This is a genomic window from Paenibacillus sp. FSL R7-0340 (assembly GCF_038002205.1).
Classification (GTDB): domain Bacteria; phylum Bacillota; class Bacilli; order Paenibacillales; family Paenibacillaceae; genus Paenibacillus; species Paenibacillus polymyxa_B.
The window spans coordinates 214,663-241,399 of sequence record NZ_JBBOBY010000003.1 but is presented as its reverse complement, the minus strand read 5'-3'; the positions used below and the strand labels follow the sequence as shown (position 1 = coordinate 241,399).

20 protein-coding genes, 10 tRNA genes and 3 rRNA genes are annotated in these 26,737 nt (G+C 49.3%); all 33 read left to right on the top strand.

Features of this window, described 5'->3' with window-relative positions:
• Positions 1–24 precede the first annotated feature (24 nt).
• Positions 25–1,580, top strand: a 16S ribosomal RNA gene (locus MKX59_RS27080).
• A 118-nt stretch (positions 1,581–1,698) separates the two neighbouring features.
• A 5S ribosomal RNA gene (rrf, locus tag MKX59_RS27075) occupies positions 1,699–1,815 on the top strand.
• A 38-nt stretch (positions 1,816–1,853) separates the two neighbouring features.
• A tRNA-Ile gene (locus MKX59_RS27070) sits at positions 1,854–1,930 on the top strand.
• 21 nt (positions 1,931–1,951) lie between these two features.
• A tRNA-Ala gene (locus tag MKX59_RS27065) sits at positions 1,952–2,027 on the top strand.
• Between the two features lie 189 nt (positions 2,028–2,216).
• Positions 2,217–5,142 (top strand): 23S ribosomal RNA (locus MKX59_RS27060).
• The 16S, 23S and 5S rRNA genes sit together here with 10 tRNA genes alongside, the layout of an rRNA operon.
• Before the next feature lie 130 nt (positions 5,143–5,272).
• Positions 5,273–5,364: transfer RNA gene (locus MKX59_RS27055), tRNA-Ser, on the top strand.
• A gap of 31 nt (positions 5,365–5,395) precedes the next feature.
• Positions 5,396–5,472 (top strand) — tRNA-Met (locus tag MKX59_RS27050).
• Between the two features lie 10 nt (positions 5,473–5,482).
• A tRNA-Val gene (locus tag MKX59_RS27045) sits at positions 5,483–5,558 on the top strand.
• A 4-nt stretch (positions 5,559–5,562) separates the two neighbouring features.
• Positions 5,563–5,638 (top strand) — tRNA-Thr (locus tag MKX59_RS27040).
• Positions 5,639–5,661: 23 nt separating this feature from the next.
• Positions 5,662–5,738, top strand: a tRNA-Asp gene (locus tag MKX59_RS27035).
• Positions 5,739–5,816: 78 nt separating this feature from the next.
• Positions 5,817–5,889, top strand: a tRNA-Phe gene (locus MKX59_RS27030).
• 9 nt (positions 5,890–5,898) lie between these two features.
• Positions 5,899–5,984 (top strand) — tRNA-Tyr (locus MKX59_RS27025).
• Positions 5,985–5,991: 7 nt separating this feature from the next.
• Positions 5,992–6,064: transfer RNA gene (locus MKX59_RS27020), tRNA-Lys, on the top strand.
• Between the two features lie 159 nt (positions 6,065–6,223).
• Positions 6,224–7,366 carry a PucR family transcriptional regulator gene (locus tag MKX59_RS27015; RefSeq protein WP_028541866.1) on the top strand — a complete coding sequence of 381 codons (1,143 nt, stop codon included), beginning with the start codon at positions 6,224–6,226 and terminating at the stop codon, positions 7,364–7,366.
• Between the two features lie 102 nt (positions 7,367–7,468).
• The gene (locus MKX59_RS27010) at positions 7,469–8,593 is read left to right on the top strand and encodes an ABC transporter ATP-binding protein (protein ID WP_028541867.1); all 1,125 of its coding nucleotides are present in this window, start codon (positions 7,469–7,471) and stop codon (positions 8,591–8,593) included.
• A gap of 348 nt (positions 8,594–8,941) precedes the next feature.
• Positions 8,942–9,880, top strand: a complete 939-nt coding sequence (gene hprK / locus MKX59_RS27005) for an HPr(Ser) kinase/phosphatase (protein ID WP_013308232.1) — start codon at positions 8,942–8,944, stop codon at positions 9,878–9,880.
• A 43-nt stretch (positions 9,881–9,923) separates the two neighbouring features.
• Complete coding sequence (lgt, locus tag MKX59_RS27000; protein WP_023986466.1) at positions 9,924–10,979, top strand: prolipoprotein diacylglyceryl transferase; 1,056 nt, start codon at positions 9,924–9,926, stop codon at positions 10,977–10,979.
• Entirely contained in the window at positions 10,976–11,629 is a 654-nt protein-coding gene (gene ppaX / locus MKX59_RS26995; protein ID WP_028541868.1) for a pyrophosphatase PpaX, read from the top strand. The genes lgt and ppaX overlap by 4 nt, the downstream gene beginning before the upstream one ends.
• Positions 11,626–12,123 (top strand): acyltransferase, encoded by a 498-nt coding sequence (locus MKX59_RS26990; protein ID WP_028541869.1) that lies wholly within the window; start codon positions 11,626–11,628, stop codon positions 12,121–12,123. The genes ppaX and MKX59_RS26990 overlap by 4 nt, the downstream gene beginning before the upstream one ends.
• Positions 12,124–12,265: 142 nt before the next feature.
• Positions 12,266–13,417, top strand: coding sequence for an acyltransferase (locus MKX59_RS26985; RefSeq protein ID WP_028541870.1), 1,152 nt, complete (start codon positions 12,266–12,268; stop codon positions 13,415–13,417).
• A 339-nt stretch (positions 13,418–13,756) separates the two neighbouring features.
• A complete protein-coding gene (locus MKX59_RS26980; RefSeq protein WP_023986474.1) occupies positions 13,757–14,962 on the top strand; it encodes an ATP phosphoribosyltransferase regulatory subunit in 1,206 nt (401 codons plus the stop codon).
• Positions 14,959–15,603 carry an ATP phosphoribosyltransferase gene (gene hisG / locus MKX59_RS26975; protein WP_023986475.1) on the top strand — a complete coding sequence of 215 codons (645 nt, stop codon included), beginning with the start codon at positions 14,959–14,961 and terminating at the stop codon, positions 15,601–15,603. Before MKX59_RS26980 ends, hisG begins: the two co-directional genes overlap by 4 nt.
• A 68-nt stretch (positions 15,604–15,671) precedes the next feature.
• Entirely contained in the window at positions 15,672–16,985 is a 1,314-nt protein-coding gene (gene hisD / locus MKX59_RS26970; RefSeq protein WP_264454304.1) for a histidinol dehydrogenase, read from the top strand.
• Positions 16,969–17,577: an imidazoleglycerol-phosphate dehydratase HisB gene (gene hisB / locus MKX59_RS26965; RefSeq protein WP_013308245.1), complete on the top strand. Its 609-nt coding sequence runs from the start codon at positions 16,969–16,971 to the stop codon at positions 17,575–17,577. The genes hisD and hisB overlap by 17 nt, the downstream gene beginning before the upstream one ends.
• A 3-nt stretch (positions 17,578–17,580) precedes the next feature.
• Entirely contained in the window at positions 17,581–18,210 is a 630-nt protein-coding gene (gene hisH, locus MKX59_RS26960) for an imidazole glycerol phosphate synthase subunit HisH (RefSeq protein ID WP_028541873.1), read from the top strand.
• Between the two features lie 95 nt (positions 18,211–18,305).
• Complete coding sequence (gene hisA / locus MKX59_RS26955) at positions 18,306–19,037, top strand: 1-(5-phosphoribosyl)-5-[(5-phosphoribosylamino)methylideneamino]imidazole-4-carboxamide isomerase (RefSeq protein WP_023986478.1); 732 nt, start codon at positions 18,306–18,308, stop codon at positions 19,035–19,037.
• A gap of 11 nt (positions 19,038–19,048) precedes the next feature.
• Entirely contained in the window at positions 19,049–19,807 is a 759-nt protein-coding gene (hisF, locus tag MKX59_RS26950) for an imidazole glycerol phosphate synthase subunit HisF (RefSeq protein WP_013308248.1), read from the top strand.
• A complete protein-coding gene (hisIE, locus tag MKX59_RS26945; protein WP_028541874.1) occupies positions 19,804–20,535 on the top strand; it encodes a bifunctional phosphoribosyl-AMP cyclohydrolase/phosphoribosyl-ATP diphosphatase HisIE in 732 nt (243 codons plus the stop codon). The genes hisF and hisIE overlap by 4 nt, the downstream gene beginning before the upstream one ends.
• Before the next feature lie 36 nt (positions 20,536–20,571).
• The gene (gene hisJ, locus MKX59_RS26940; protein WP_340859443.1) at positions 20,572–21,396 is read left to right on the top strand and encodes a histidinol-phosphatase HisJ; all 825 of its coding nucleotides are present in this window, start codon (positions 20,572–20,574) and stop codon (positions 21,394–21,396) included.
• Positions 21,397–21,633: 237 nt separating this feature from the next.
• Positions 21,634–23,403, top strand: coding sequence for a tetratricopeptide repeat protein (locus MKX59_RS26935; protein ID WP_023986482.1), 1,770 nt, complete (start codon positions 21,634–21,636; stop codon positions 23,401–23,403).
• Positions 23,404–23,442: 39 nt separating this feature from the next.
• The gene (trxB, locus tag MKX59_RS26930) at positions 23,443–24,396 is read left to right on the top strand and encodes a thioredoxin-disulfide reductase (protein WP_013308252.1); all 954 of its coding nucleotides are present in this window, start codon (positions 23,443–23,445) and stop codon (positions 24,394–24,396) included.
• Positions 24,397–24,802: 406 nt separating this feature from the next.
• On the top strand, positions 24,803–25,753 hold the full coding sequence (locus MKX59_RS26925) for an ROK family glucokinase (protein WP_023986484.1): 951 nt from the start codon (positions 24,803–24,805) through the stop codon (positions 25,751–25,753).
• Positions 25,754–25,825: 72 nt separating this feature from the next.
• The gene (gene rapZ / locus MKX59_RS26920; protein WP_013308254.1) at positions 25,826–26,725 is read left to right on the top strand and encodes an RNase adapter RapZ; all 900 of its coding nucleotides are present in this window, start codon (positions 25,826–25,828) and stop codon (positions 26,723–26,725) included.
• The last annotated feature ends 12 nt before the right edge of the window (positions 26,726–26,737 follow it).

Sequence of the window (26,737 nt, the reverse complement as noted above, 5' to 3'; positions counted from 1 at the left end):
CTATAAACCAACTTCGGTTGGTCTTTAATGGAGAGTTTGATCCTGGCTCAGGACGAACGCTGGCGGCGTGCCTAATACATGCAAGTCGAGCGGGGTTGTTTAGAAGCTTGCTTCTAAACAACCTAGCGGCGGACGGGTGAGTAACACGTAGGCAACCTGCCCACAAGACAGGGATAACTACCGGAAACGGTAGCTAATACCCGATACATCCTTTTCCTGCATGGGAGAAGGAGGAAAGACGGAGCAATCTGTCACTTGTGGATGGGCCTGCGGCGCATTAGCTAGTTGGTGGGGTAAAGGCCTACCAAGGCGACGATGCGTAGCCGACCTGAGAGGGTGATCGGCCACACTGGGACTGAGACACGGCCCAGACTCCTACGGGAGGCAGCAGTAGGGAATCTTCCGCAATGGGCGAAAGCCTGACGGAGCAACGCCGCGTGAGTGATGAAGGTTTTCGGATCGTAAAGCTCTGTTGCCAGGGAAGAACGTCTTGTAGAGTAACTGCTACAAGAGTGACGGTACCTGAGAAGAAAGCCCCGGCTAACTACGTGCCAGCAGCCGCGGTAATACGTAGGGGGCAAGCGTTGTCCGGAATTATTGGGCGTAAAGCGCGCGCAGGCGGCTCTTTAAGTCTGGTGTTTAATCCCGAGGCTCAACTTCGGGTCGCACTGGAAACTGGGGAGCTTGAGTGCAGAAGAGGAGAGTGGAATTCCACGTGTAGCGGTGAAATGCGTAGATATGTGGAGGAACACCAGTGGCGAAGGCGACTCTCTGGGCTGTAACTGACGCTGAGGCGCGAAAGCGTGGGGAGCAAACAGGATTAGATACCCTGGTAGTCCACGCCGTAAACGATGAATGCTAGGTGTTAGGGGTTTCGATACCCTTGGTGCCGAAGTTAACACATTAAGCATTCCGCCTGGGGAGTACGGTCGCAAGACTGAAACTCAAAGGAATTGACGGGGACCCGCACAAGCAGTGGAGTATGTGGTTTAATTCGAAGCAACGCGAAGAACCTTACCAGGTCTTGACATCCCTCTGACCGGTCTAGAGATAGGCCTTTCCTTCGGGACAGAGGAGACAGGTGGTGCATGGTTGTCGTCAGCTCGTGTCGTGAGATGTTGGGTTAAGTCCCGCAACGAGCGCAACCCTTATGCTTAGTTGCCAGCAGGTCAAGCTGGGCACTCTAAGCAGACTGCCGGTGACAAACCGGAGGAAGGTGGGGATGACGTCAAATCATCATGCCCCTTATGACCTGGGCTACACACGTACTACAATGGCCGGTACAACGGGAAGCGAAATCGCGAGGTGGAGCCAATCCTAGAAAAGCCGGTCTCAGTTCGGATTGTAGGCTGCAACTCGCCTACATGAAGTCGGAATTGCTAGTAATCGCGGATCAGCATGCCGCGGTGAATACGTTCCCGGGTCTTGTACACACCGCCCGTCACACCACGAGAGTTTACAACACCCGAAGTCGGTGGGGTAACCCGCAAGGGAGCCAGCCGCCGAAGGTGGGGTAGATGATTGGGGTGAAGTCGTAACAAGGTAGCCGTATCGGAAGGTGCGGCTGGATCACCTCCTTTCTATGGAGAATCGTTTCCTGCAACGGAAACATTCAAATATGAAGCATAAGCTTCAAAACTCAGGTTTAGGCCTGTTACTCACTCGTTGCTCAGTTTTGAGAGCTCAAACTCTCGAACGTTTGGTGGCGATAGCGGAGGGGTTCCACACGTACCCATCCCGAACACGACCGTTAAGCCCTCCAGCGCCGATGGTACTTGGACCGCAGGGTCCTGGGAGAGTAGGACGTCGCCAAGCGCAACCACTAAAGAAGAACTTCTTTGGTGGTTTATTATGGGCCCTTAGCTCAGCTGGTTAGAGCGCACCCCTGATAAGGGTGAGGTCGGTGGTTCGAGTCCACTAGGGCCCACCATATAACTTTATATTTACTTTTGGGGCCATAGCTCAGCTGGGAGAGCGCCTGCCTTGCAAGCAGGAGGTCAGCGGTTCGATCCCGCTTGGCTCCACCAAAAAGATTTATTATCATTGCACCTTGAAAACTGGATACCGAAACGAAATTGCGTTTTAGAATATTCCTTTAAGCTGATCTTGTGTAAACAAGTGAAATAAAGGTAGCAGGTAAGGAAAGATCTTTTGCCTTTGGCAAAAATCATTCTTTATCGAACATCGACATTTTCTTTCTTTGAAAGAAAAGTCTAGGTTAAGCTACAAAGAGCACACGGAGGATGCCTAGGCGCCAGGAGCCGACGAAGGACGTGGCGAACAACGATAAGGCCTCGGGGAGCTGTAAGCAAGCTTTGATCCGGGGATGTCCGAATGGGGAAACCCGGCTGTCTTCATCGACAGTCACTTTCTGCTGAATACATAGGCAGAATAGAGGCAGACCAGGGGAACTGAAACATCTAAGTACCCTGAGGAAGAGAAAACAATAGTGATTCCGTCAGTAGCGGCGAGCGAACGCGGATTAGCCCAAACCAAGGAGCTTGCTCCTTGGGGTTGTGGGACGTCTCACATGGAGTTACAAAGGAACCGGTTAGATGAAGAGGTCTGGAAAGGCCCGCCAGAGAAGGTAAAAGCCCTGTAGTTCAAAACTTGTTCTCTCCGAGACGGATCCCGAGTAGTGCGGGGCACGTGAAACCCCGTATGAATCCGGCAGGACCATCTGCCAAGGCTAAATACTCCCTGGCGACCGATAGTGAAGCAGTACCGTGAGGGAAAGGTGAAAAGCACCCCGGAAGGGGAGTGAAATAGATCCTGAAACCGTGTGCTTACAAGAAGTCAGAGCCCGATCTATGGGTGATGGCGTGCCTTTTGTAGAATGAACCGGCGAGTTACGTTCCCGTGCAAGGTTAAGGTGAAGAGCTGAAGCCGCAGCGAAAGCGAGTCTGAATAGGGCGACTTGAGTACGTGGACGTAGACCCGAAACCGGGTGATCTACCCCTGTCCAGGGTGAAGGTGCGGTAACACGCACTGGAGGCCCGAACCCACGCATGTTGAAAAATGCGGGGATGAGGTGGGGGTAGCGGAGAAATTCCAATCGAACCCGGAGATAGCTGGTTCTCCCCGAAATAGCTTTAGGGCTAGCCTCGGAAAAAAGAATCGTGGAGGTAGAGCACTGATTGGGTGCGGGGCCCGCAAGGGTTACCAAGCTCAGTCAAACTCCGAATGCCATAGATTTAGTTCCGGGAGTCAGACAGTGAGTGCTAAGATCCATTGTCGAAAGGGAAACAGCCCAGACCATCAGCTAAGGTCCCCAAGTGTGTGTTAAGTGGGAAAGGATGTGGAGTTGCACAGACAACCAGGATGTTGGCTTAGAAGCAGCCACCATTGAAAGAGTGCGTAATAGCTCACTGGTCGAGTGACTCTGCGCCGAAAATGTAACGGGGCTAAACACACCACCGAAGCTATGGCTTGATGCTTGCATCAGGGGTAGGGGAGCGTTGAATGCGGGTTGAAGGTGTACCGTAAGGAGCGCTGGACTGCATTCAAGTGAGAATGCCGGTATGAGTAACGAAAAGATCTGTGAGAATCAGATCCGCCGAAAGCCTAAGGGTTCCTGAGGAAGGTTCGTCCGCTCAGGGTAAGTCGGGACCTAAGGCGAGGCCGATAGGCGTAGTCGAAGGACAACAGGTCGAAATTCCTGTACCACCGTAATCCGTTATGAGCGATGGGGTGACGCAGTAGGGTAGTGACGCGGACTGATGGATGTCCGTCTAAGCAGTGAGGCTGGTGTGTAGGCAAATCCGCACATCGTAAGGCTGGGCTGTGATGGGGAGCGAAAATTGTAGTAGCGAAGGTCATGATCTCAGACTGCCAAGAAAAGCCTCTAGCCAGGAGAAGGTGCCCGTACCGCAAACCGACACAGGTAGGCGAGAAGAGAATTCTAAGGCGCGCGGAAGAACTCTCGTTAAGGAACTCGGCAAAATGACCCCGTAACTTCGGGAGAAGGGGTGCCTCGGTAGGGTGAATAGCCCGAGGGGGCCGCAGTGAAAAGGCCCAAGCGACTGTTTAGCAAAAACACAGGTCTGTGCGAAGCCGCAAGGCGAAGTATACGGGCTGACGCCTGCCCGGTGCTGGAAGGTTAAGGGGAGTGGTAAGCCTTCGGGCGAAGCTATGAACCGAAGCCCCAGTAAACGGCGGCCGTAACTATAACGGTCCTAAGGTAGCGAAATTCCTTGTCAGGTAAATTCTGACCCGCACGAATGGCGTAACGACTTGGGCGCTGTCTCAACGAGAGATCCGGTGAAATTTTAATACCTGTGAAGATGCAGGTTACCCGCGACAAGACGGAAAGACCCCATGGAGCTTTACTGCAGCTTGATATTGAATTTGGGTACGATCTGTACAGGATAGGTGGGAGCCGTTGAACTTTGAGCGCCAGCTTGAAGGGAGGCATCCTTGGGATACCACCCTGATCGTATCTAGGTTCTAACTTGGTACCGTGATCCGGTGCGAGGACAGTGTCAGGTGGGCAGTTTGACTGGGGCGGTCGCCTCCTAAAGAGTAACGGAGGCGCCCCAAGGTTCCCTCAGAATGGTTGGAAATCATTCGAAGAGTGCAAAGGCAGAAGGGAGCTTGACTGCGAGACCTACAAGTCGAGCAGGGACGAAAGTCGGGCTTAGTGATCCGGTGGTACCGCATGGAAGGGCCATCGCTCAACGGATAAAAGCTACCCTGGGGATAACAGGCTTATCTCCCCCAAGAGTCCACATCGACGGGGAGGTTTGGCACCTCGATGTCGGCTCATCGCATCCTGGGGCTGAAGTAGGTCCCAAGGGTTGGGCTGTTCGCCCATTAAAGCGGTACGCGAGCTGGGTTCAGAACGTCGTGAGACAGTTCGGTCCCTATCTGTCGTGGGCGTAGGAAATTTGAGAGGAGCTGTCCTTAGTACGAGAGGACCGGGATGGACGTACCGCTGGTGTACCAGTTGTTCCGCCAGGAGCACCGCTGGGTAGCTATGTACGGAAGGGATAAGCGCTGAAAGCATCTAAGCGTGAAGCCCCCCTCAAGATGAGATTTCCCAATTAGTAAGACCCCTTGAAGACGACGAGGTAGATAGGTTGGGGGTGGAAGTGCAGTAATGCATGGAGCTGACCAATACTAATCGGTCGAGGGCTTATCCTAAAAATAAAACGCAAATGAGTTTCGGATCCAGTTTTCAGGGTGTAACCTTGAAATTGCGCTTGATATTCCAAATCACTTTGTTGATTTAAAGAATAACTTGCGGAATTTTGCTAAGCGAGTCCATTTATATGGAGAGATACCCAAGTGGCTATAAGGGGACCCTCTGCTAAGGGGTTAGACTGCGAAAGTGGTGCGAGGGTTCGAATCCCTCTCTCTCCGCCATTTAGGACAAGCTAGCGAAATATTATGTTATGGCGGTGTAGCTCAGCTGGCTAGAGCGTACGGTTCATACCCGTGAGGTCGGGGGTTCGATCCCCTCCGCCGCTACCATACATACCCAGGAGGCTTAGCTCAGCTGGGAGAGCATCTGCCTTACAAGCAGAGGGTCGGGGGTTCGATCCCCTCAGCCTCCACCATTGTGCCGGTGTAGCTCAACTGGTAGAGCAACTGACTTGTAATCAGTAGGTTGGGGGTTCAAGTCCTCTCGCCGGCACCATTTTTGAATTTTGAAAAATCTAGGGAACTGTGGTGTAGAGGCCTAACATGCCTGCCTGTCACGCAGGAGATCGCGGGTTCGAATCCCGTCAGTTCCGCCATTTTTCAATTCAATAGTTTTTCCGTACTAAAGTGGGAAGGGGTATCCCTCCGCACTTTATTTTTTTGTTAATGGGTATGGCTCGGTAGCTCAGTCGGTAGAGCAGAGGACTGAAAATCCTCGTGTCGGCGGTTCGATTCCGTCCCGAGCCACCTTTATATGGAGGATTAGCGAAGTGGCCAAACGCATCAGACTGTAAATCTGCTCCCTTACGGGTTCGGTGGTTCGAATCCATCATCCTCCACCAGTTTTACGAGCCATTAGCTCAGTTGGTAGAGCACCTGACTTTTAATCAGGGTGTCGAAGGTTCGAGTCCTTCATGGCTCATCAGAAGTCATCAACTATAGGTTGATGGCTTTTTTTGTATTGTTTTAAGTTATGTTTTTATATAGCTTTTTTATTTTACGGTATCGACAGGTTATAATGAGTTCATTATGTTCGCTCAGTGCTTATTCTATATTCTAAAAAAAGTGAAGTGGTGATCGCGTGACTCTGGATACAGAATGGATTCAGCAACAACTTCAGAATATTATTCAAGCGCCTTTTACCATAGTGCCTTGGTGCCCGGAAGTGATGGCAGAGGGAGAGACAGCCGATTCAGTTATTCCGGATAGATCGTTTGTCCGTGACAACAAGTTATATTTTCCGTTTCGTGCGTCGGCAGGTGAACTGGCTGCCTTTGTGGTAGAGGCCAGATATTTGACGGATCGAGAACGGAAACTGGTAGAAGCGCTATTGGGGAACATGGAGCAGGTCTGGCAGAACGGTCCACAATTGTCGGACAACCCGATTTATAGCGAGGAAGAGCGGATGAATCGTTTTGGACAATGGCTCATACAGCAGGCTGCCAATTTAAACAGGGAAGAAGAGGTTCCTGATGAATTGCAGCTTCGTGATTCGCTATCAGCGTGTATGGTTCCGATTTTACTGAATGGCGAGGGAACACAGGAGGGGGCTATTACTTATACGCAGCTTCATCGATTGTTCGCGAGCTATTTTGGAGGGGATGTGTTACTTACTCCATTGGACGAACAGTCTTGGCTGATTATGGCTAAAAAGGAGCTTTTATTAGGAGCTGACGATGAACGGGATAAAGACACTGAGTCCAGGGATGCAGATTTTACGGAATCGCTGGAGGAGGTTCTTACGGCTTTTAGCTTGGGCCTATATGAGCTTATTGCGAATGAGTGGGTGGGTGTATTCCATTTGGCGGTTTCTAAGCCTTCGATCCCTTTGCAAAGTCTTCCCCAAGAGCTGAATTTGTTATGGGAGACGATACATCTGGGCAAGATTTTTCATGTAACAGAGCACATCCACTTTTCATGGGAGCTTCATTTAGAAAGGCTGTTAAACCGCATTCCCAAGGAACAACGCGTACTATTTTTAGAGCAGGTAATGAAATCATCTGTCATACTGGAAGACTCAGAAACGATGGCTACATTAGATATCTTTTTTCAATTGGATTGTAATGTGAGTGAGACAGCTAAGCGTCTGTATGTGCATCGAAATACGTTGATTTACCGTTTGGATAAGATCAAACAGGAGACCGGATTGGACGTGCGGACGTTTAATGATGCGGTTTTGGTCAAGCTCTATCTCCTATTGTACAAAGTGACAAAAAGGAAATAGCATCTTTGTGCAGTTTGCGAATAGCCACGCTACAAGGACTAGGGTAAGATACAAGTAAGAAATGTATTCGATTTCATAACTCGATCTTAGGAGGCAAAAGCTATGGCTGGTGTACGTTTAGAGCATATTTTCAAGCAATATCCGGGTGCAGATAAAGCTACGGTTGTTGATGTCAATTTGGACATTCGAGATAAAGAATTCCTCGTATTGGTTGGTCCCTCCGGTTGCGGGAAGTCTACTACACTTCGTATGATTGCTGGTCTGGAGGAAATTTCAGATGGTAAATTGTACATTGGGGATCGTGTTGTGAACGACGTGGCTCCAAAGGACCGCGATATCGCGATGGTATTCCAATCCTACGCCCTGTATCCGCACATGAGCGTGTACCAGAACATGGCGTTTGGTCTGAAACTGCGCAAAGTTAAGAAAGAAGAAATCGACAAGAAAGTACGCGAAGCTGCCAAAATACTCGATATCGAGCACTTGCTGGAACGTAAACCTAAAGCGCTGTCCGGTGGTCAACGCCAACGTGTCGCTCTGGGCCGTGCGATTGTCCGCGATCCTCAAGTCTTCCTGATGGATGAGCCGCTCTCCAACTTGGATGCTAAACTTCGTGGTCAAATGCGTGCTGAAATCACTAAACTGGTTAAACGCCTTGAAACCACTTGTATCTATGTAACACATGACCAAATTGAAGCCATGACGATGGGTGATCGGATTGTCGTTATGAAGGATGGTATCATTCAACAAGCTGCATCCCCGGATGAACTGTACAACCGTCCAGTGAATCTGTTCGTTGCTGGTTTTATCGGCTCTCCTACGATGAACTTTATCACAGGTCAGCTGGTTGAAAAAGAAGGTGCATTGCATTTTACTGCGCCGGGTCTGGATCTGTTCGTACCAGAAGGTAAAGGACAGATTTTAAAAGCGAAGGGATATATCGGCAAAGATGTGATCTTAGGTATCCGTCCTGAGGATATTCATGAAGAGCCTGTATTCTTGGAGGCTTCTCCGAATACAATCTTTACATCCACTGTGGATGTAACAGAAAATCTCGGTCATGAAATGCTGTTGTACCTGAGCGGTGCCGGAAATGATACGATTATTGCCCGTGTAGACGGACGCTCCAATACTCGTGATGGTGTCAAAGCGAAGTTGGCTGTTGATATGAACAAGGTTCATATTTTTGATAAGGAATCAGAATTGAGTATTCTGGTTGGCGAATAAAATTTGCCTCTGGAAGAGAGTCGCAGTTTTCCCCAAGCGGAGAACTGCGACTCTTTTTGTATATCGCATACGGCTACTAGCTTCGGCATTGCATTCATTGGAAAATTCCGATACGATGGGTACAATGGTACAGGTCTAGATGCAGGCAAGGTTCGTTGGCAAGGGTCCTAGATGGGATCAATCCAGCTTCGGGAGAGAGTTAGCCTGGAACCATAGTGTTAAATCAAGTGGAGTGTGGATTGGTGCAGTGCAGCATAGACTGGCGTTGGGCTGTATGGTTAATAGGGTAAAGCTACATAAATCAAATGACGTATAGAATCCGGTGTTGCAGATGAAGGGGAGAATACAATGGCTAAACAGGTAAAGGTATCCGAGCTTGTACAGCAGTTTCAAATGGAAGTTATTTCTGGTGAAAAAGGTCTGCGAAGACTGATCACAGTGGATGATTTGAATCGCCCAGGTCTGGAGATGGCCGGGTATTTTGAATATCATACACAGGAGCGGGTACAGCTTCTGGGAAGGTCTGAGTTGGCTTTTCTGGGGATGCTGCCTCCTGAGGAGCGACGGGATCGGATGGAGCGTCTGTGTACAGAGCTGACTCCATGTATTATCATCACACGTGGTCTGGAGGTACCGGCTGAGTTAGTGGAGGCGAGCGCAGAGCGAGATATTCCTGTACTGCGTACTAATATGGCGACGACGATTTTATCAAGCCGCATCACAGGCTTTCTCGAAAGAAAGCTGGCTCCTACGGCGACCATTCATGGTGTACTGTGTGACGTGTATGGCGTGGGAATGCTTATCACAGGAAGTAGCGGAATTGGTAAAAGTGAAACGGCACTGGAACTTGTTAAACGTGGACATCGCTTGGTAGCAGATGATGCGGTAGAAATTCGGCAAACGTCCGATTTTCAGCTGCATGGTACAGCACCTGAGCTGATACGTCACCTGTTGGAAATTCGTGGCGTGGGCATTATTAATGTGATGACGCTGTTTGGGGCCGGTGCAGTTCGTAATAACAAGCGGATTACATTGGTTGTTCGTCTGGAGGCATGGCAGCAGGACAAGCAGTATGACCGTCTTGGTCTCGATGAGGAAACGACACGCATTATTGATACAGATGTTCCACTGGTTACAATCCCAGTTCGTCCGGGCCGAAACTTGGCTGTTATTATCGAGGTGGCGGCGATGAACTATCGTTTGAAACAAATGGGCGTTAATGCAGCCCTGCAATTTACAAACAAGCTGACTGCTACGATTTCTGAAGATATGGAAGAGATGGATTAAGGTTTGTTCGTTTGCAAGGAAGAACGAGGAGTGAGAGAAACATATGTCAACGGCAACATTACTGCTGAATCCGATCGCTTTTTCAATCGGGGCAATCAAGGTCCACTGGTATGGGCTTATTTTGGGGCTGGCGGCGCTTGTGGGTTTATATCTCGCCATCCGTGAAGGAAAAAGATTCGGTATTCCGCAGGACTTTTTTATGGATATGCTGCTTTTGGGTGTTCCATCAGCTATTATTGGAGCGCGTATTTATTATGTAGCCTTCAAATGGGAAGACTACCGAGATAATCTATGGGATGTTTTCAAAATTTGGAACGGCGGTATTGCGATATACGGTGCCTTGATCGGGGCCATTATATGTGCGGTCATTTATTTCCGGTATAAAGGGTATAACTTCTGGCGTATCGCTGATATTTGTGCACCAGGCCTACTGATCGGTCAAGCGATTGGACGCTGGGGTAATTTTGTCAATCAGGAAGCCTACGGTGGACCGACGGAAGAAACATTTTTGCGAAATCAGCTCCATCTGCCGGATTTCATTGTGAATCAGATGAACGTTAACGGGGTGTTCCATCACCCTACATTTTTATATGAATCACTGTGGAGTATTGTCGGTGTGATTTTGCTGCTCGTCATTCGTCGTATGAAATTTGTACGTGCAGGCGAAATGTTTGCGTTTTACTTCATTTGGTACTCGATTGGCCGCTTTTTCATCGAGCGTGTACGGACGGATAGTTTGGCTTTTCAGGGACCAGATTGGCTGGCTTCCTTTGTGAATGCTTTGTGGTCTCCTATGGTGTGGTTAGGGTTTGAACCAGGGCATCTGGACCCGAGTTACGGTAATGTACGGATCTCGCAATTGCTGCCTATTTTCATTGTGGTAGCCGCTGTGATTTTCATTTTGGTTCGTCGCCGGAAGGGCACATCTGTTGCTCGGTATAGCGATCCGATTATCTCCAGCAAAGCGGGGATTGATCAGGTACCTGACGTGACGCCAGAACAGGTATCCCGTCCAGGACAGGGCGCGGTTCCTCCAACAGCTACGACGGATAAGCTACCTAAGGAAGACACGGACGAGGACAAGAAGGAGCATCTATGATAAATACGATTTTGTTTGATTTAGACGGCACCATCATGGATACGAATGAGTTGATTATCAGCACATTTCTACACATTTTGAATCATCCGGATGCTGATCCGCTGACGCGGGAGCATATTATTCCTCATATGGGTGGAACGCTGGACGATCAACTCCGTACTTTTTCGGGATTAACGGATGTATCTGGGTTAGTTAAGGACTACCGTGCTTATAATCAGATTCATCATGATCAAATGGTGAAGCCATTTCCATATGTCATTGAGGTTATTCAGGAGTTGCGTGCGCGAGGAATTAAGCTGGGGGTTGTGACAACCAAAATACGACCATCCACGTTACGTGTACTTAACCTGTTCAATCTGACCTCCTCTATGGACTATATTGTGACGGTAGACGATGTGGAGCATCCAAAGCCACACGCTGAGCCAGTGCTCAAGGCATTGGCAGGTTTGAATGCTGAAGCAGAGCATACATTGATGGTCGGAGACAGTTCTTTTGATATTTTGTCAGCTCAGGCAGCAGGTGTGAAATCGGCTGGTGTAGCTTGGTCGCTCAAGGGTGAGGAAACTCTGCGCGGATATGGGCCAGACTACATGTTGCATGATATGCGGGATTTGCTGAAGTTGGAGCTTCAAGGTGTCAATGTATCGTGAGAAAGGTGAACCGCTATCCTGTAGAAGGTCCCAATGCGTTGTGGCAGATTTATCGGACGGTGAGCCGCTGGAAAGGCATTAAGAACTTTATTTTTATACAGATTGCCCGGTATTGTCCTGTGCTTTCTCTGAAAAACGTCATTTACCGCAGAATGCTGGGGATGAAGGTGGGGCAACATGCGGCCTTCGGCCTGATGGTGATGGTAGATGTTTTTTTTCCGGAGCATATTACGATAGGGAACAATTCGGTCATTGGATATAACACGACGATACTGGCTCACGAATACCTCATAGAGGAGTATCGTATCGGTAAAGTGGTGATTGGTGATCATGTGTTGATCGGCGCCAACACAACCATTTTGCCGGGTGTGACCATCGGTGACGGAGCTATCGTAGCGGCCGGAGCGGTCGTGCATAAAGACGTGCCCGCAGGTGCATTTGTGGGTGGCAATCCGTTACGTGATTTAAGACGCTCTGGTGTGAATGAGCAGTAAATAGCACAATAGAAAGGCCCCTTATGTATTAAGGGGTCTTTCTTGCATTGTTTTTCTGTATAATAAGTGGGGTAATGCATGTTAATTATGTTTAAAAATTGATAACAGACATATTTGCAAGGCGATATGGGAGCGTGTTGATTTGGTCAAAAAAGAACGTATACCAGAGCTTGATATTTACCGGGGAATATTAATTGCAGCCGTTGTTACCATTCATGCGACTTCAATGGCTTTAATTGATGCGCGTCATTCTCTATTGTTTTATCCTTTTTTATTTTTAAATGTGTTTAGTAGCTTTGCAGTGCCCGTATTTATTTTTGTGAGCGGGTTTGTTTTATTTTACAATTATGTTGATAGGCCGCTTCGTGGTAAGAATATGCTTATATTTTTCCGAAAAAGACTGATGTTTATTGTGTTACCGTACGTTTTGTTTTCTCTTGTGTATTATTTGACCTTGGTAACACGTGGGTTGATGCCGCTCAGTGATCTTCCGCTCGTGCTGTTAACGGGAAAGGCATACACGCATTTGTATTATGTCATCATCATCATCCAATTTTATTTGGTCTTTCCGCTGTTGCTGTGGGGAGTGCAGCGTTTACGCCATTCGATATCGAGCCCACGGAGAGCGGCCTTTGTCATTTTGATAGTAGGGTTAGTCATTCAATGGGGGTTTGTATTGCTGAACAAATACGTTTGGCAAGAGGAAAGAGGAAGTCTTGCGATTACGTATATCAGTTATTTTGCCTTGGGTGCAGCTGTAGCAATTGGATATGAAGGGTTTAAAAAGTGGCTTTTACCGGTGTCAGGTACGGCAATTAGTCGCAGTCAGTTGATCAGTTGGTGGGGCTTGTGGGTGGCTTGGCTACTCCTGGGTATAGCTTATGTGCAAATATGGTTTGTAGCATACCGCAAAGCCATCTATGCAGACTCGCTGATCTATGAACTGCTCCATAATGCATATGCCCTCGTCTCTGCGCTGGTGCTGTTTCAGTTCTCGGTCTTATTATATCGTCATACTAACGATAGGCTGCGAATGTTAATCAGTTGGCTGGGGGCATGCTCATTCGGCATTTATTTACTTCACCCAGCGTTATTGCGGGTGTATCGCAAGTTGGATTTCCAAGGAACGCCGGTAGAATATATCTTCTCTGTTGCGGGTGGATGGTTGTTGGCGCTGTTTGGCTCATGGCTGATTGTGACGTTGTGTTTTCGATATGTACCATTTGCATGGATCGGTTTGGGCACGGTTCCAAAGTTTCCTTCCCGGAGTAAAGATGAACAGATAAATAGCTAAATATTTTGATTTGGACTGTTAGCTTAAAGCTGGCAGTCTTTTTTTAGAGTACAGAATTTATAAGTTTTCAGTGGAGCTGAACAACTCTATATGCTCAAAAATTACCGTAAGCGCGGTCTTGCTCCGGAGAATACGTTGATAGATGTTTTTCATATAGGATTCATGTATTTTGCATTGGATAAAATATAGAGAGGGGCAGCCACTTGGCGAATCCGTAAAAAAAAGGGCTGCGCTGTTCGGTTGACGTTCACAAGTAGGGCATGATAATATATCGAATATACTTTAGTTTGTTAGCACTTTACCATGATAAAGATATTGTGAAATCATGAGGTGATAGAGATGTCTAAGCCAAAAGGATTTGAGATCCCTGTAGGGGTTCGAGATTATCTTCCGCGTGCAGTGTCGAAGCTGCGGGCCATTGAACTGAATGTACTCGAATGCATGGAGCGTTGGGGTTACCGCCAGATTATGACGCCTACGATGGAATACTACGATACGGTGGGAGTGGCTAGTTCTACTTCCGATCGGAAGCTGTTTAAATTGCTCAATAACCGGGGAACCACGTTGGTGCTGCGATCGGATATGACCGCTCCGATTGCACGGGTGGTATCTTCGTTGCTAAAGGAAGAGGAAGTACCACTCCGACTTTCCTATCACGCAAATGTATTTCGGGCGATTGAGGAAGAAGCAGGAAGAGAAGCGGAGTTTTTTCAGACGGGTGTGGAGCTGGTGGGTGATGATTCGCCTGAGGCTGATGCAGAAGTTGTAGCATTGGCAATTGCATCATTACAGGCAGCAGGGGTGACCTCTTTTAAAATTGCCATGGGGCATGTGGGATTCCTGAACGGCTTATTTGAGGAAATCATTCCCGGCCGTCAGGCTGAACAACAAGCGCTAAAGGAACTGTTGCTCAGTCGTGATGTAGTGGGCTACCGAACAGCGATTGAAGCTTTGGGCTTGGCTCCCGAACATCGGGATAAGCTGGAAGCTATTCTTCGGTTGCGCGGTGGAAAAGAAATTTGTGACCAGGCTACCCGTCTTAGTGTGGAGCAGCAGACGATTCGATCCATTGCACATTTGTGCGAGGTGTGGGAAGTACTGGAGGCTTACGGCGTATCTGAGCATGTGTTAATCGACCTTACCATGATCGGAGATTTTTCATATTATACAGGAATGACTTTTGAGGGCTATGCGGCGGAGATTGGGTTCCCGGTATGCAACGGAGGTCGCTATGACAATCTGCTTCAGCAGTTTGGTCGATCCGTACCTGCAACGGGATTTGCATTGAAGACAAACCGCATCGTCGATGGTGTGGATGGTATCCAAATGGAGACGAAGCTTCCTGTACTTATCCGTTATGACGAACAGGGACGCCAAGAGGCGTTATCCGCAGCGGCACAGCTACGCGCAATAGGCCTTACGGTAGTGACAGGGCTCACGGGCGGAACGGAAGATCGACGTCGTGAACAGCATGGCCTGTACGCAGAGGTATACAGCTATACAGCCGAAGGAAGACAGCCAGTACAAAGGAGAGAATTGCCATGACGGAAACGTTGAAGGTAGCCATGCCAAAGGGACGGATTTATAAGCAGGCTTCCGAGCTGTTTCGCCAAGCGGGGGTTCCGATTCCACTGGATGTGGACGAAACGCGTAAACTGGTCATTCCACTGCCTGAGCTAGGCATGGAATTTATTATGGCGAAGCCCGTCGATGTTCCTACGTACGTAGAGTATGGGGCGGCGGACATCGGCATCGTGGGCAAGGATGTTTTGCTGGAAGAAAACAAGGATGTGTATGAACTGCTGGATCTCGGGATTGCTCGTTGCCGGATGTCGGTGATTGCTTTACCAGATTGGCAGCCAGGTATTCGTCAGCGGGTCGCTACAAAATATCCGAACGTGGCTTCCCAGTATTTTCGGGAGCAAGGTCAACAGGTGGAGGTTATTAAGCTGAATGGCTCCATTGAACTGGCGCCGTTAATTGGTCTGGCAGACCGTATTGTTGATATGGTGGAAACGGGGCAAACCTTGCGGGAGAACGGATTAGTCGAGCAGATCAGCATACTGGATATTACCAGTCGTCTGATTGCCAATCGGGTCAGCTACCGGATGAAAAACGGCCCGATTCAGGCGTTGTGTGACCGATTGCATCAGGTGATTCCAAATGCGGTGGCACCCCGTGAATAAATGAACTAAAGGAATAAGCCAATGGTTACAGGGCATTCTGCAAGCTGCAAGTAAGGGGGAATGGACAAATGAAGATCGTATCAGCCCGTGATTTCAGCCTCCAACGGGAGGTGGATTACGGCACACCTGAGCAAAATGAGGCTGTGCGTACCATTATTCATTCGGTACGCCAAGAGGGGGATGAGGCTGTCCTGCGGTATACGCAATCGTTTGATGGTGTATCGCTGGTAGCAGAGCAACTTCGTGTGACGGAGGAAGAATTGAAGGCGGCATATGACAAGGTAGAGCCTTCTTTTTTACAGGCGATTCGAGAGGCGGCGGATAATATCCGTGCTTTTCACATGAAGCAAAAACGTAATTCGTGGATGGATTTACAGCCGGATGGTAGCTTGCTCGGCCAAATTATCCGACCGTTGAAACGTGTAGGCGTGTATGTTCCGGGCGGTAAAGCAGCCTATCCATCCTCGGTGCTGATGAATGTCATTCCCGCTCAGGTAGCTGGTGTACCGGAGATTGTCATGGTGACACCCCCGGCTACAGGCGGCAAGGCAGGGATAGATCCATATACACTGGTAGCTGCGGCAGAGGCTGGTGTAACGGAAATATATAGGGTTGGCGGAGCGCAGGCGATTGCCTCTCTCGCTTACGGAACACATAGCATTGAACCAGTCGATAAAATTTGCGGTCCCGGCAACATTTATGTAGCGCTAGCGAAGCGAGAGGTGTACGGCGCGGTGGATATCGACAGTATAGCGGGACCAAGTGAAATTGTCGTGTTGGCTGACGACACGGCGAATGCCTCTTATGTAGCGGCCGACCTGCTTTCACAGGCGGAACATGATGAAATGGCCTCAGCCATACTGGTTACGCCCTCGCAACGCTTGGCCAAAGAAGTATCAGCTGAAGTACAGCGCCAATTGGCAGAGCTGCCGCGTAGAGATATTGCTGCTGCATCTGTGGAGGCATACGGGGCTATCATTGTCGTCGACACTTTGGAAGAGGGTATCCATATTGTAAACCAACTGGCACCAGAACATTTGGAAATTATGACAGAGCAGCCGATGGAGCATGTGGGTCTGATCGAAAACGCGGGAGCTATTTTCCTGGGAGCGTACAGCTCGGAGCCGGTAGGCGATTATTTTGCTGGACCTAACCACATTATCCCGACGAATGGAACGGCGCGGTTTTCTTCGCCAGTGGATATTGATGATTTTATCAAGAAGTCGAGTATGATCTATTACAGCAAGGAAGCACTGCTGCGCAATGGAGAGACGATTATGCAGCTTGCCCGCCATGAAGGACTGGAAGGTCACGCACGGGCGATACAAGTTCGATTGGACAATGAAAAGAAGGCGGTGGATGGCGATGGGGAACGAAAATAACGTAACAGGACGTACAGGCAGCGTCAGCCGGAAGACGAACGAAACGGATATTCAGCTATCTTTTGCAGTAGACGGCACAGGGCAAGCTGAGATTGAAACGGATGTTCCTTTTCTGAATCACATGCTGGATTTGTTCACCAAGCACGGACAATTTGATCTTAATGTACAGGCCAGAGGGGATGTTGATATCGACGATCATCATACCGTGGAGGACATTGGTATTTGTTTGGGGCAAACCTTACTGGAAGCGTTGGGTGATAAAAAAGGAATTAAGCGCTATGCCAGCGTCTTTGTACCGATGGATGAGGCGCTCGCGCAAGTTGTCATTGATCTGAGTAACCGACCCCATTTTGAGTATCGTGCGGAGTATCCATCACAGCAGGTAGGGAGCTTTTCGACAGAGCTGGTGCATGAATTTCTGTGGAAATTTGCGTTGGAGGCTCGCATGACGCTACACGTCATCGTTCACTACGGGCAAAATACCCACCATATGATTGAGGCGGTGTTCAAAGCACTGGGACGTGCACTGGATGAAGCGACCTCCATTGATCCGCGAGTGACGGGAGTGCCTTCAACGAAGGGAGTGCTGTAGTCCATGTCCATTGCCATTGTGGATTACGGCAGAGGCAATCTGCATAGTGTGAGCAAGGCGGTTGAGCGTCTTGGCTATGAGGCTGTAGTAACGGGAGATGCCCAAGTGATTCGTTCCTCCAGCGGTGTGATTTTGCCGGGTGTAGGGGCATTCGGGGACGCTATGGAGCATTTGCGTTCCAGCGGATTGGATCGGGTGATTCAGGAGGTTGCAAGCGCTGGACAACCGCTGCTCGGTGTTTGTCTAGGAATGCAACTGTTATTCACTCGTGGTGAAGAATACGGCAGTCACGAAGGGCTTAATATTTTACCAGGCGAGGTTATTCGGTTTGCTCCTGATCTGGGGGTTAAAGTGCCGCATATGGGCTGGAATCGTCTGCGTATGACTCAGCCGGATCACCCGATGTTACAGGGCTTGGAGGAAGGACATGTGTATTTTGTGCATTCCTATCATGCGAAGCCGGAGGTCGAAAGTGACCTGCTGGCGGTGACCGACTACGGTGGGCCCGTAACGGCTATCGTGGGCAGAGGCCATGTATATGGCATGCAGTTCCACCCAGAGAAAAGCGGGGAAATGGGGATGCAACTGCTTCGTCAGTTTTTGGAACTAGCGGAAGCGGAAAAGCGAGCGTAACGATTCGTGAGTCTGCAGTTGGAGGTACGCCAACTTTGGTCGTTGATTGATGTAAAGGCATATAGATGTTGAATAGCTCACAAGGGGGTCATACTTTGTTCACGATATACCCGGCGATTGATATTCGCGATGGCAAATGTGTACGACTGGTACAAGGAGATTATAACCAGGAGACGATATACAACGAAAACCCGGTGGAGGTTGCCCAAGAATGGGAGCGTTTGGGCGGCTCCTACATTCATTTGGTTGATTTGGACGGTGCTAAAGCAGGTCAACCGGTGAACGATGAACTCATTGGGCGCATCGCTTCTGCGGTGCAAGTGCCTGTACAAGTGGGTGGCGGCTTGCGTACACGAGAACATGTGGAGCGGCTGTTGTCGCTGGGCGTGAGCCGTGTGATCTTGGGCACGGCAGCGATTGAGGATCGTGCTTTTACGGAAGCGGTATTGGGTACCTACGGTGATCGGATCGCCATTGGTCTGGATGCACGTAATGGCTATGTGGCCACGCGCGGATGGCTTGAAACCTCGGAGGTTCGAGCGGACGAATTGGCTGCTGAGTTGGCCTCCAAGGGAGCGGAAACGTTCATTTTCACAGACATTTCCCGCGACGGAATGATGCAAGGCCCGAATGTGGAGGCAATCGTAGCGCTTGCGAAAAGCAGTGGACGAACCGTGATCGCTTCCGGCGGTGTCAGCAAGATGGACGATCTAATCACGCTGAGCACCTATGCGAAAGAGGGTGTAGGCGGTGCTATTGTGGGTAAGGCATTGTATACAGGCAGCATTGATTTACAGGTCGCCGTACAAGCTGTAGCAAAGGCATAGGGGGAGTAGGCATGCTGGCTAAACGTATTATTCCCTGCTTGGATGTAAAGGATGGCAGGGTGGTTAAGGGCGTTAATTTTGTGAACTTACGCGATGCAGGCGATCCGGTGGAATTGGCGGCGCTTTATGACCGGGAAGGGGCGGACGAAATCGTATTTCTGGATATTTCTGCTTCAGTTGAAGGGCGTGCCACCATGGAAGAAGTAGTTCGTCAGACAGCCGGGGAAATTGCCATTCCTTTCACCGTAGGTGGCGGGATATCTCATGTCGATGATATGAAACGCATTTTGCGTGCCGGAGCTGATAAAATAGGCGTAAATACGGCGGCTGTCCGTAACCCTCAGCTGATTGCGGAGGGTGCGCGCAGCTTTGGCTCACAATGTATCGTTGTTGCCATTGATGCCAAGTACAACGAGGCGTGGGGCGAGTGGGAAGTGTATACGCACGGAGGCCGCACGCCATCTGGTATCCGCGCCTTGGCCTGGGCCAAGGAAGCTGAGCAGTTGGGAGCCGGTGAGATTCTGCTGACCAGCATGAATGCGGACGGAACCAAGGACGGCTTTGACCTGCCACTGACTTCCGCGGTGTCGGATACCGTCGGGATTCCAGTTATCGCTTCTGGCGGAGCAGGCAAACAGGAGCATTTCTATGACGTGTTTACGGCGGGCAAAGCGGATGCTGGATTAGCAGCAACGATTTTTCACTATAAAGAAATAGGAATCCCTGAGCTAAAACGGGATTTGAAGCGCAGAGGAGTGGAGATACGATGAGCAACGAATTGAACCAACAGCTATCTCTGGAGCAGATATTGGATAATGTCCGCTGGAATGAGGCAGGTCTTGTCTCGGCGATTGTGCAGGATGATGCTACGCTTCAGGTGCTGACGCTGGCCTATATGAACCGCGAGTCGCTGAAACTATCTTTGGAGTCGGGAGAGACCTGGTTCTGGTCTCGTTCCAGACAGGAGCTGTGGCATAAGGGGGCTACTTCGGGGAATACGCAAAAAATCACCTCCATCCAGCTGGATTGTGACGGTGATGCCCTGTTGGTACGTGTCATTCCGAGTGGTCCTGCCTGTCATACAGGAGCAACGAGCTGCTTTTTTCGTGATATTTCCGCGCCAGGAACGGCTGTAGCACCTGTTGCAGGAAATGCAGGAGACCACACGCTGGTAAATGATGTTTCCAATGCTTCAGCAGACCGCTTTGAGGTGCTTGCCCAGCTGGAGGCGATTATTAAGGAGCGCGAAGAGACACGTCCTGAAGGGGCCTATACGACTTATCTTTTTGATAAAGGTGTAGATAAAATCTTGAAAAAGGTTGGCGAGGAAGCATCCGAGACAATCATTGCCGCCAAAAATAAAGATAATGACGAACTGCGCCTGGAGGTCAGCGATTTGATTTATCACCTGCTGGTGCTGTTGCAGGAGCGCAAGCTACCGCTCGATGACGTGCTGGCTGAGCTGAATCGCCGTCATGAACGTCCTCGTCGTGATTAGTACGGTTTGTTGTAGTGTTGAAAGGGGGAGGGTCGCATGAAAATCGACTATCATACGCATCACGCCCGCTGCGGGCATGCCATAGGGAGTCTGGAAGAGTATGTACAGCAGGGAATTCGGCTGGGTCTGGATCAGCTCGGCTTGTCCGATCACATGCCACTACTGCATGTAAAACCGGCTGACTATTACCCGGAAATGGCGATGCCTATGGAGGAGCTGCCCCGCTACGTGGAAGAATGTTTGGAACTGAAGGAACGTTTTAAAGGACAAATTGATATTCGTGTTGGCTTGGAAGGCGACTACATCGAGGGCTGGGAACGAGAAATCGAAGACATCATCACCGCGTATCCCTGGGATTATGTGATTGGTTCCGTCCACTTTCTCGGTGAATGGGATGTCACGGACTTCCGTCAGGTACACCATTGGGAAGGCAAAAATGTGCTTGAGGTGTACCGCACATATTATGATGCGGTTTCTAAGGCGGCAGCTACCGGTTTGTATGACATCATGGGTCATCTGGATGTCATTAAGCGCTTCGGCTATCATCCGAAGCCGGAGGAAATGGAGGAGCTGCGTGAACTGGAGCGCTCCGCACTCTCAGTTGTTGCCCGTAGCGGTCGGGCGATGGAACTGAATGCATCAGGGCTTTCGAAGCCCTGCGCCGAGATGTTCCCGAGCCGCCGCATGCTGGAAGAAGCTTTTACGCTAGGCATCCCGCTGACCGTAGGATCGGATGCTCATGATCCATCGAAGCTGTCCGAGCACTTGGAGAAGGCACGCGCGCTTCTATATGAAGTCGGCTATCGCGAGCTTGCCGTATTTCAGCATCGCGAGCGCTCGCTGGTGCCGCTGACGCTTTAATTATTACGTTTATTGGGTCTAAGTATCATATCCAGTGGCTAGCCGAACGCTCCCTATTTATACAGGGAAAAAGCGCTCGGCTATTTAGCGTATTCTTGTATATATATCTATCGGTATACGAGCATGTATCCGTTTTTTGGAATGAGGTAGGATCGACTGTCAAGTCGTTTTGAAGTTGTGGTATACTGAAGGGTATGAACATGCCAGTTACTTTTAAAGGAGGTGCCTTGGTTATTTATGAAAGGGAAACATCTGCGAGTATCGGAACCTAGCCCTAAAATTATTGCTTTGCGTTTCGACGCATCTTTCTTTTTTGAGAAAGCTGTGCGCTCGCTTGATCGCAATCATTATGACAAGGCATTGAAATATTTTCGCAAAGCCGTTGAATATGAACCGGATAATCCGGTGAATCATTGCAATATGGCGGGTATATTATCAGAGATGGGGGATTATGCAGGTTCGAATGAGATCCTGTCCTCTGTTCTAAGTGACGTAGACTCGTCGATGACAGAGTGTTATTTCTATATGGCGAATAATTACGCTAATATGGAGCAGTTTGAAGAAGCGGAGAAAGCATTGGTCACGTACCTGGAGGAGGACGAAGAAGGCCAGTTTCTTGATGAAGCGGAGGAAATGATGGAGCTGCTCTATTATGAGCTGGACCGTCCAACGAAGCTGAACCGCATTAAGGCCCGGCAGGGAGTAGTAGAGCATGATCAGGCTCGTGTCCTGCTGGAGGAGGGGAAATTTGCTCAGGCAGCCCAGTTGCTCAAGCAAATTTCAGAGGAACAACCGGATATGTTCGCTGCGCGGAATAATCTGGCGCTGGCGTATTACTACATGGGATTGTTCCAAAATGCTAAGGCTACCATTATTCAAGTGCTGGAAGATGAGCCGGGTAATTTACACGCATTGTGCAACTTGGCGATCTTTTATCAGCACGAGGGCGGCGGCCCGGAATTGGATCGTCTGGTGCAGACTTTGGCGGTTACTATACCGTTTCAGGAGGAGCAGGTATTCAAGCTGGCGACCACTATGGGGATTCTCGGACGCCACGAGGAGGCCTACAGACATTTCCGCAGGTTGCTTCATGGCGATGGAGAGAACAATGCGGACGCTTCTTTGTACCATTACACGGCGGTAGCTGCCAGCAATACGGGAAGATATGCGGAAGCTCGGCGGTTGTGGAGTCATTTGCAAAAGCAGGATGCTTCCTCGGAAGTTCCGCGGTTTTTCCTGTCCCGACTGGAGGAACTCCAGCAGGAGGGTACACCGCTGCAAGTGCTCAGCTATCATTATCATCTCCCGTTTGAGGAGCAATTCCGCATGTGGGAGAAGTTTGGTGCTGACCAGGTGCCTGACAGCATGAAGAAGGACCCGCTAATCCGATCATCCTTCTTCTGGGCCTTGCGCCACGGGGACCGGGCGACTCAGCTTCAGGTCATTCAGGCGTTAAGCCTGATCGGTGATGATGAGGTGCGTCAGGCACTGGAGTCCTTCGTAGAAGACCCGGACCAGGAGGATGAGCTGAAACGTCGTGCCTTGCAAGTATTGCAAGAGCTGGCGGAGCAGGGTGAGCAGAAAATGTACCCGGAAACGGAACATTCTGATCAGTCGGAGGTTGAGAACGATCCGCATACAATTGAAGGTGATGTATCTGCTTCCCCAGTCGATCCACAATGGCAGGCAGTGCTGGATAAGGTACTGACCGTCATGAGCAAGCCATCAGATCCGGCCATGCAGCACGATTTGAAATCGCTTTGGCTGGAGTATTTGGATCGGCTCGCCCCGGAAGTTCCGATGGTTCAGCATACTGAGGGATGGGCAGCGGCGCTAGAATATTTGACAGCCAAAATGCATCATCATTCAGTCACCTATCAGGAAGTAGCCGATCGTTATGGTATTTCCGTATCGACCGTAAGCCGCTATGCACGCCAGATTGACAGCGTGTGTGGTATCAAACAGAAGCTGAAGCAGCCGCTCTCCACGTTTAAAAAGCAGGTCTGAGACCTGCTCCAAACATCACTTAAAGGAGGCAACAAACGTATGTATAAATCCATAATTATTGGTACAGGTCCTGCAGGCTACACAGCCGCTATTTATTTGGCACGCGCTAACATGAATCCGCTGATCATTGAAGGGATGCAGCCCGGTGGGCAGCTTACTACAACGACCGAAATTGAAAATTTCCCGGGTTTTGAGCAAGGTATCCTCGGGCCTGAACTGATGGATAATATGCGCAAGCAGGCTGAACGTTTTGGCGCTGAATTTACTTCCGGATGGGTAGAGGAAGTAGATTTCAGCAAACGCCCTTTTAAAGTGAAGGTAGAGGGTAAAGGTATCATTGAGGCGGAGTCGGTCATTATTGCTACAGGTGCGTCCGCCAAATATCTAGGCATTCCGGGTGAGCAGGACAATGTAGGTCGCGGAGTCAGCACGTGCGCAACTTGCGATGGATTCTTTTTCCGCGGGAAAAAGATTGTCGTGGTTGGCGGTGGCGATTCAGCCATGGAGGAAGCGAGCTTCTTGACCCGTTTTGCTTCCAGTGTAACCTTGGTCCATCGTCGCGATGAGTTGCGGGCATCCAAAATTATGCAAGATCGTGCGCGTGAGAACGAAAAAGTACATTGGGCATTAAACCGGACTCCTCTGGAAGTTGTGACGGGAGAAGCTGGCTTAAAAGGTTTGAAGGTACACAATAATGAGACCAATCAGGATGAGCTGATTGAGGTAGATGGCGTGTTCGTAGCCATCGGGCATACACCGAACACAGGTTTCCTGAACGGACAAATTCATACCGATGAACACGGCTATATTGTAGTAAAGCCAGGCACAACGGAAACGAACATCCCCGGAGTTTTTGCCTGTGGGGACGTACAGGATAACCGTTACCGTCAAGCTATTACGGCTGCGGGAACGGGCTGTATGGCGGCTATGGACTGCGAGAAGTATCTCGAAGGCAGTGCTGTTCACGACTGGAGCGAAACACTGGATCAATAAAAGCGTGTCTATAGTACACAAAAAGGCTAACGGGAGAGCGAAGGAAACCTCTGTTATGCCGCATCTTTTGTTCAGGAAGAGAAAGCCTGCTGCGTTTGCACAGGCTTTCTCCTTTTTATGATTATAGAATTTATAAGTTTTCAGCGGAGCTGAACAATCTATAATCGCAAGAAAAATTTCCGTTAAGCGTGGTCTGGCTTCCTTGAAAGTACGTCAATAGACGTTTTTCTTATGGGTGCATGAGGTTAAAAATTCCGCTAATCGTACACTTTTCAACAAGGAAGTGTCCTTGACCGTAACGGGGGCTTCAATTATAGTTGGAACGTAGGATTACTATTATGAAGTAGGAATTGTAAGCATATATTTCATACCAGGTTTTTAAGTAAACATAAAGGTGGCTTGGAACATGTCTGAAAGTATCTATGTAGGTGTCGATTTGGGCGGTACCGCGATTAAAGTCGGCATTTGTAATGAAAACGGACAGCTTTTGCACACATATGAAGGACCAACCGAAACCGATAAAGGTGTAGACGTTGTCATCGGTAATATCGAAAAATATGTGCGGCATATTGTTGAGCAATCTCCTTATGAGTGGGATCAACTAAAGGGTGTCGGTGCAGGCGTTGCAGGTTTTACGAATGTTCGTGATGGTATTATTGTCCTCGCTCCTAATATTGGCTTTCGTGACGTGCCGATCCGTGCGCTCCTAGAGAACCGGATTGGCAAGCCTGTGAAAATAGACAATGATGCCAATGTTGCCGCGCTTGGCGAAGCTTGGGCCGGAGCAGGCAAAGGCATCGAAAACTGCGTATGCTATACCCTGGGAACAGGAGTAGGTGGCGGCATTATTATAAACGGTAAAATATACCAAGGTTCTTCGGGCATGGCCGGAGAAATTGGCCATATCAGTGTCGTACCTGATCTGGAGGCTATTCAGTGTGGATGCGGCAAAATGGGTTGCTTGGAAACTGTATCTTCCGCAACAGGCATCATTCGTATGGCCAAGGACGCTGTGGAACGTGGCGACCGGACCTCTCTGGCGCTGGAAGATCAAATTGCTGCCAAGGAAGTATTTGATGCTGCTAAAGCTGGAGATGAAGTCGCGCTTCGTATCGTGAACCGGGCTGCCTTTTATTTGGGGAAATCTATGGCAGCAGTTGCCGCTGTGCTTAATCCAGAGTTGTTTATTATAGGTGGCGGTGTTTCCAAAGCAGGCGACTTTTTGTTTGAAGAGATGCGTCGCGTGTACACCAAACTGGCACCTGAGCCCCTTCAAAAAGGGGTATCGATTGTTCCAGCTGTGCTGGGCAATGACGCAGGTATCGTAGGGGCAGCTGGTTTGTTGCTACGTTCCTGATCCTGATCCACAGGTTACTGATAATACGGGTACTGGCATAGAGCGAAGAAGCAAAAGGAGAGGGAAGTCCATATGACAGATAACCTAAAAAATGCTGCGCCGTGGGCAACGCTCATTATTATTACGGGGATGTCAGGCGCAGGGAAGACCATTGCGGTTCAGAGCCTGGAAGACTTGGGCTTCTTCTGCGTTGATAATTTGCCTCCTGTACTGATTCCCAAATTTGCCGAGTTGATTGAGCAGTCTAACGGTAAAATAGGCAAGGTGGCACTCGTAATTGATTTACGCGGACGAGAATTTTTCACCGCCTTGTCTGAATCGTTGAATTATATTAAAGATCATTTTACGATTCATTGTGAAATTTTATTCTTAAATGCGAATGATGGCGTTCTCGTACAGCGGTATAAGGAAAGCCGTAGACGTCATCCGCTGGCTCCAGACGGCATGCCTTTGGATGGGATTCGGTTGGAGCGCAAGATGTTGGAAGAATTAAAAAGCTCGGCTACACAGGTTATTGATACAAGTGTGATGAAGCCTGCAACCTTAAAGGCGAGGATTATTTCACGATTTTCTCATCTGGAGAGCAGTATGCTTTCCGTGAACATTACTTCTTTTGGCTTCAAGTATGGTATTCCCATTGATGCCGATCTTATATTCGATGTGCGCTTCCTGCCTAATCCCCACTATGTGGACCAACTACGTCCCCACACGGGACAGGATAGCGATGTATATGATTATGTCATGAAATGGCCCGAGACTCAGGCATTCTTGACCAAGTTGCTGGATATGTTACACTTTTTGATTCCGCAATATCGCAAAGAAGGCAAAAGCCAGGTCATTATCGGCATTGGCTGTACTGGCGGTAAGCATCGTTCTGTTGCAATATCGGAGTATTTAGGAAAAATGCTGGGTGCCAGCGAGACAGAATCTGTTTCTGTTTCGCATCGGGATGCTGATCGGGACCGGCATTAATGAGGTGAAATC

What these genes read in the sequence shown, in the direction of transcription:
- MKX59_RS27010 (WP_028541867.1), top strand. Translation starts at nt 7,469, where the DNA reads ATGGCTGGTGTACGTTTAGAGCATATTTTCAAGCAATATCCGGGTGCA.
- hprK (WP_013308232.1), top strand. Translation starts at nt 8,942, where the DNA reads ATGGCTAAACAGGTAAAGGTATCCGAGCTTGTACAGCAGTTTCAAATG.
- lgt (WP_023986466.1), top strand. Translation starts at nt 9,924, where the DNA reads ATGTCAACGGCAACATTACTGCTGAATCCGATCGCTTTTTCAATCGGG.
- ppaX (WP_028541868.1), top strand. Translation starts at nt 10,976, where the DNA reads ATGATAAATACGATTTTGTTTGATTTAGACGGCACCATCATGGATACG.
- MKX59_RS26980 (WP_023986474.1), top strand. Translation starts at nt 13,757, where the DNA reads ATGTCTAAGCCAAAAGGATTTGAGATCCCTGTAGGGGTTCGAGATTAT.
- hisG (WP_023986475.1), top strand. Translation starts at nt 14,959, where the DNA reads ATGACGGAAACGTTGAAGGTAGCCATGCCAAAGGGACGGATTTATAAG.
- hisD (WP_264454304.1), top strand. Translation starts at nt 15,672, where the DNA reads ATGAAGATCGTATCAGCCCGTGATTTCAGCCTCCAACGGGAGGTGGAT.
- hisB (WP_013308245.1), top strand. Translation starts at nt 16,969, where the DNA reads ATGGGGAACGAAAATAACGTAACAGGACGTACAGGCAGCGTCAGCCGG.
- hisH (WP_028541873.1), top strand. Translation starts at nt 17,581, where the DNA reads ATGTCCATTGCCATTGTGGATTACGGCAGAGGCAATCTGCATAGTGTG.
- hisF (WP_013308248.1), top strand. Translation starts at nt 19,049, where the DNA reads ATGCTGGCTAAACGTATTATTCCCTGCTTGGATGTAAAGGATGGCAGG.
- hisIE (WP_028541874.1), top strand. Translation starts at nt 19,804, where the DNA reads ATGAGCAACGAATTGAACCAACAGCTATCTCTGGAGCAGATATTGGAT.
- hisJ (WP_340859443.1), top strand. Translation starts at nt 20,572, where the DNA reads ATGAAAATCGACTATCATACGCATCACGCCCGCTGCGGGCATGCCATA.
- MKX59_RS26935 (WP_023986482.1), top strand. Translation starts at nt 21,634, where the DNA reads ATGAAAGGGAAACATCTGCGAGTATCGGAACCTAGCCCTAAAATTATT.
- trxB (WP_013308252.1), top strand. Translation starts at nt 23,443, where the DNA reads ATGTATAAATCCATAATTATTGGTACAGGTCCTGCAGGCTACACAGCC.
- MKX59_RS26925 (WP_023986484.1), top strand. Translation starts at nt 24,803, where the DNA reads ATGTCTGAAAGTATCTATGTAGGTGTCGATTTGGGCGGTACCGCGATT.
- rapZ (WP_013308254.1), top strand. Translation starts at nt 25,826, where the DNA reads ATGACAGATAACCTAAAAAATGCTGCGCCGTGGGCAACGCTCATTATT.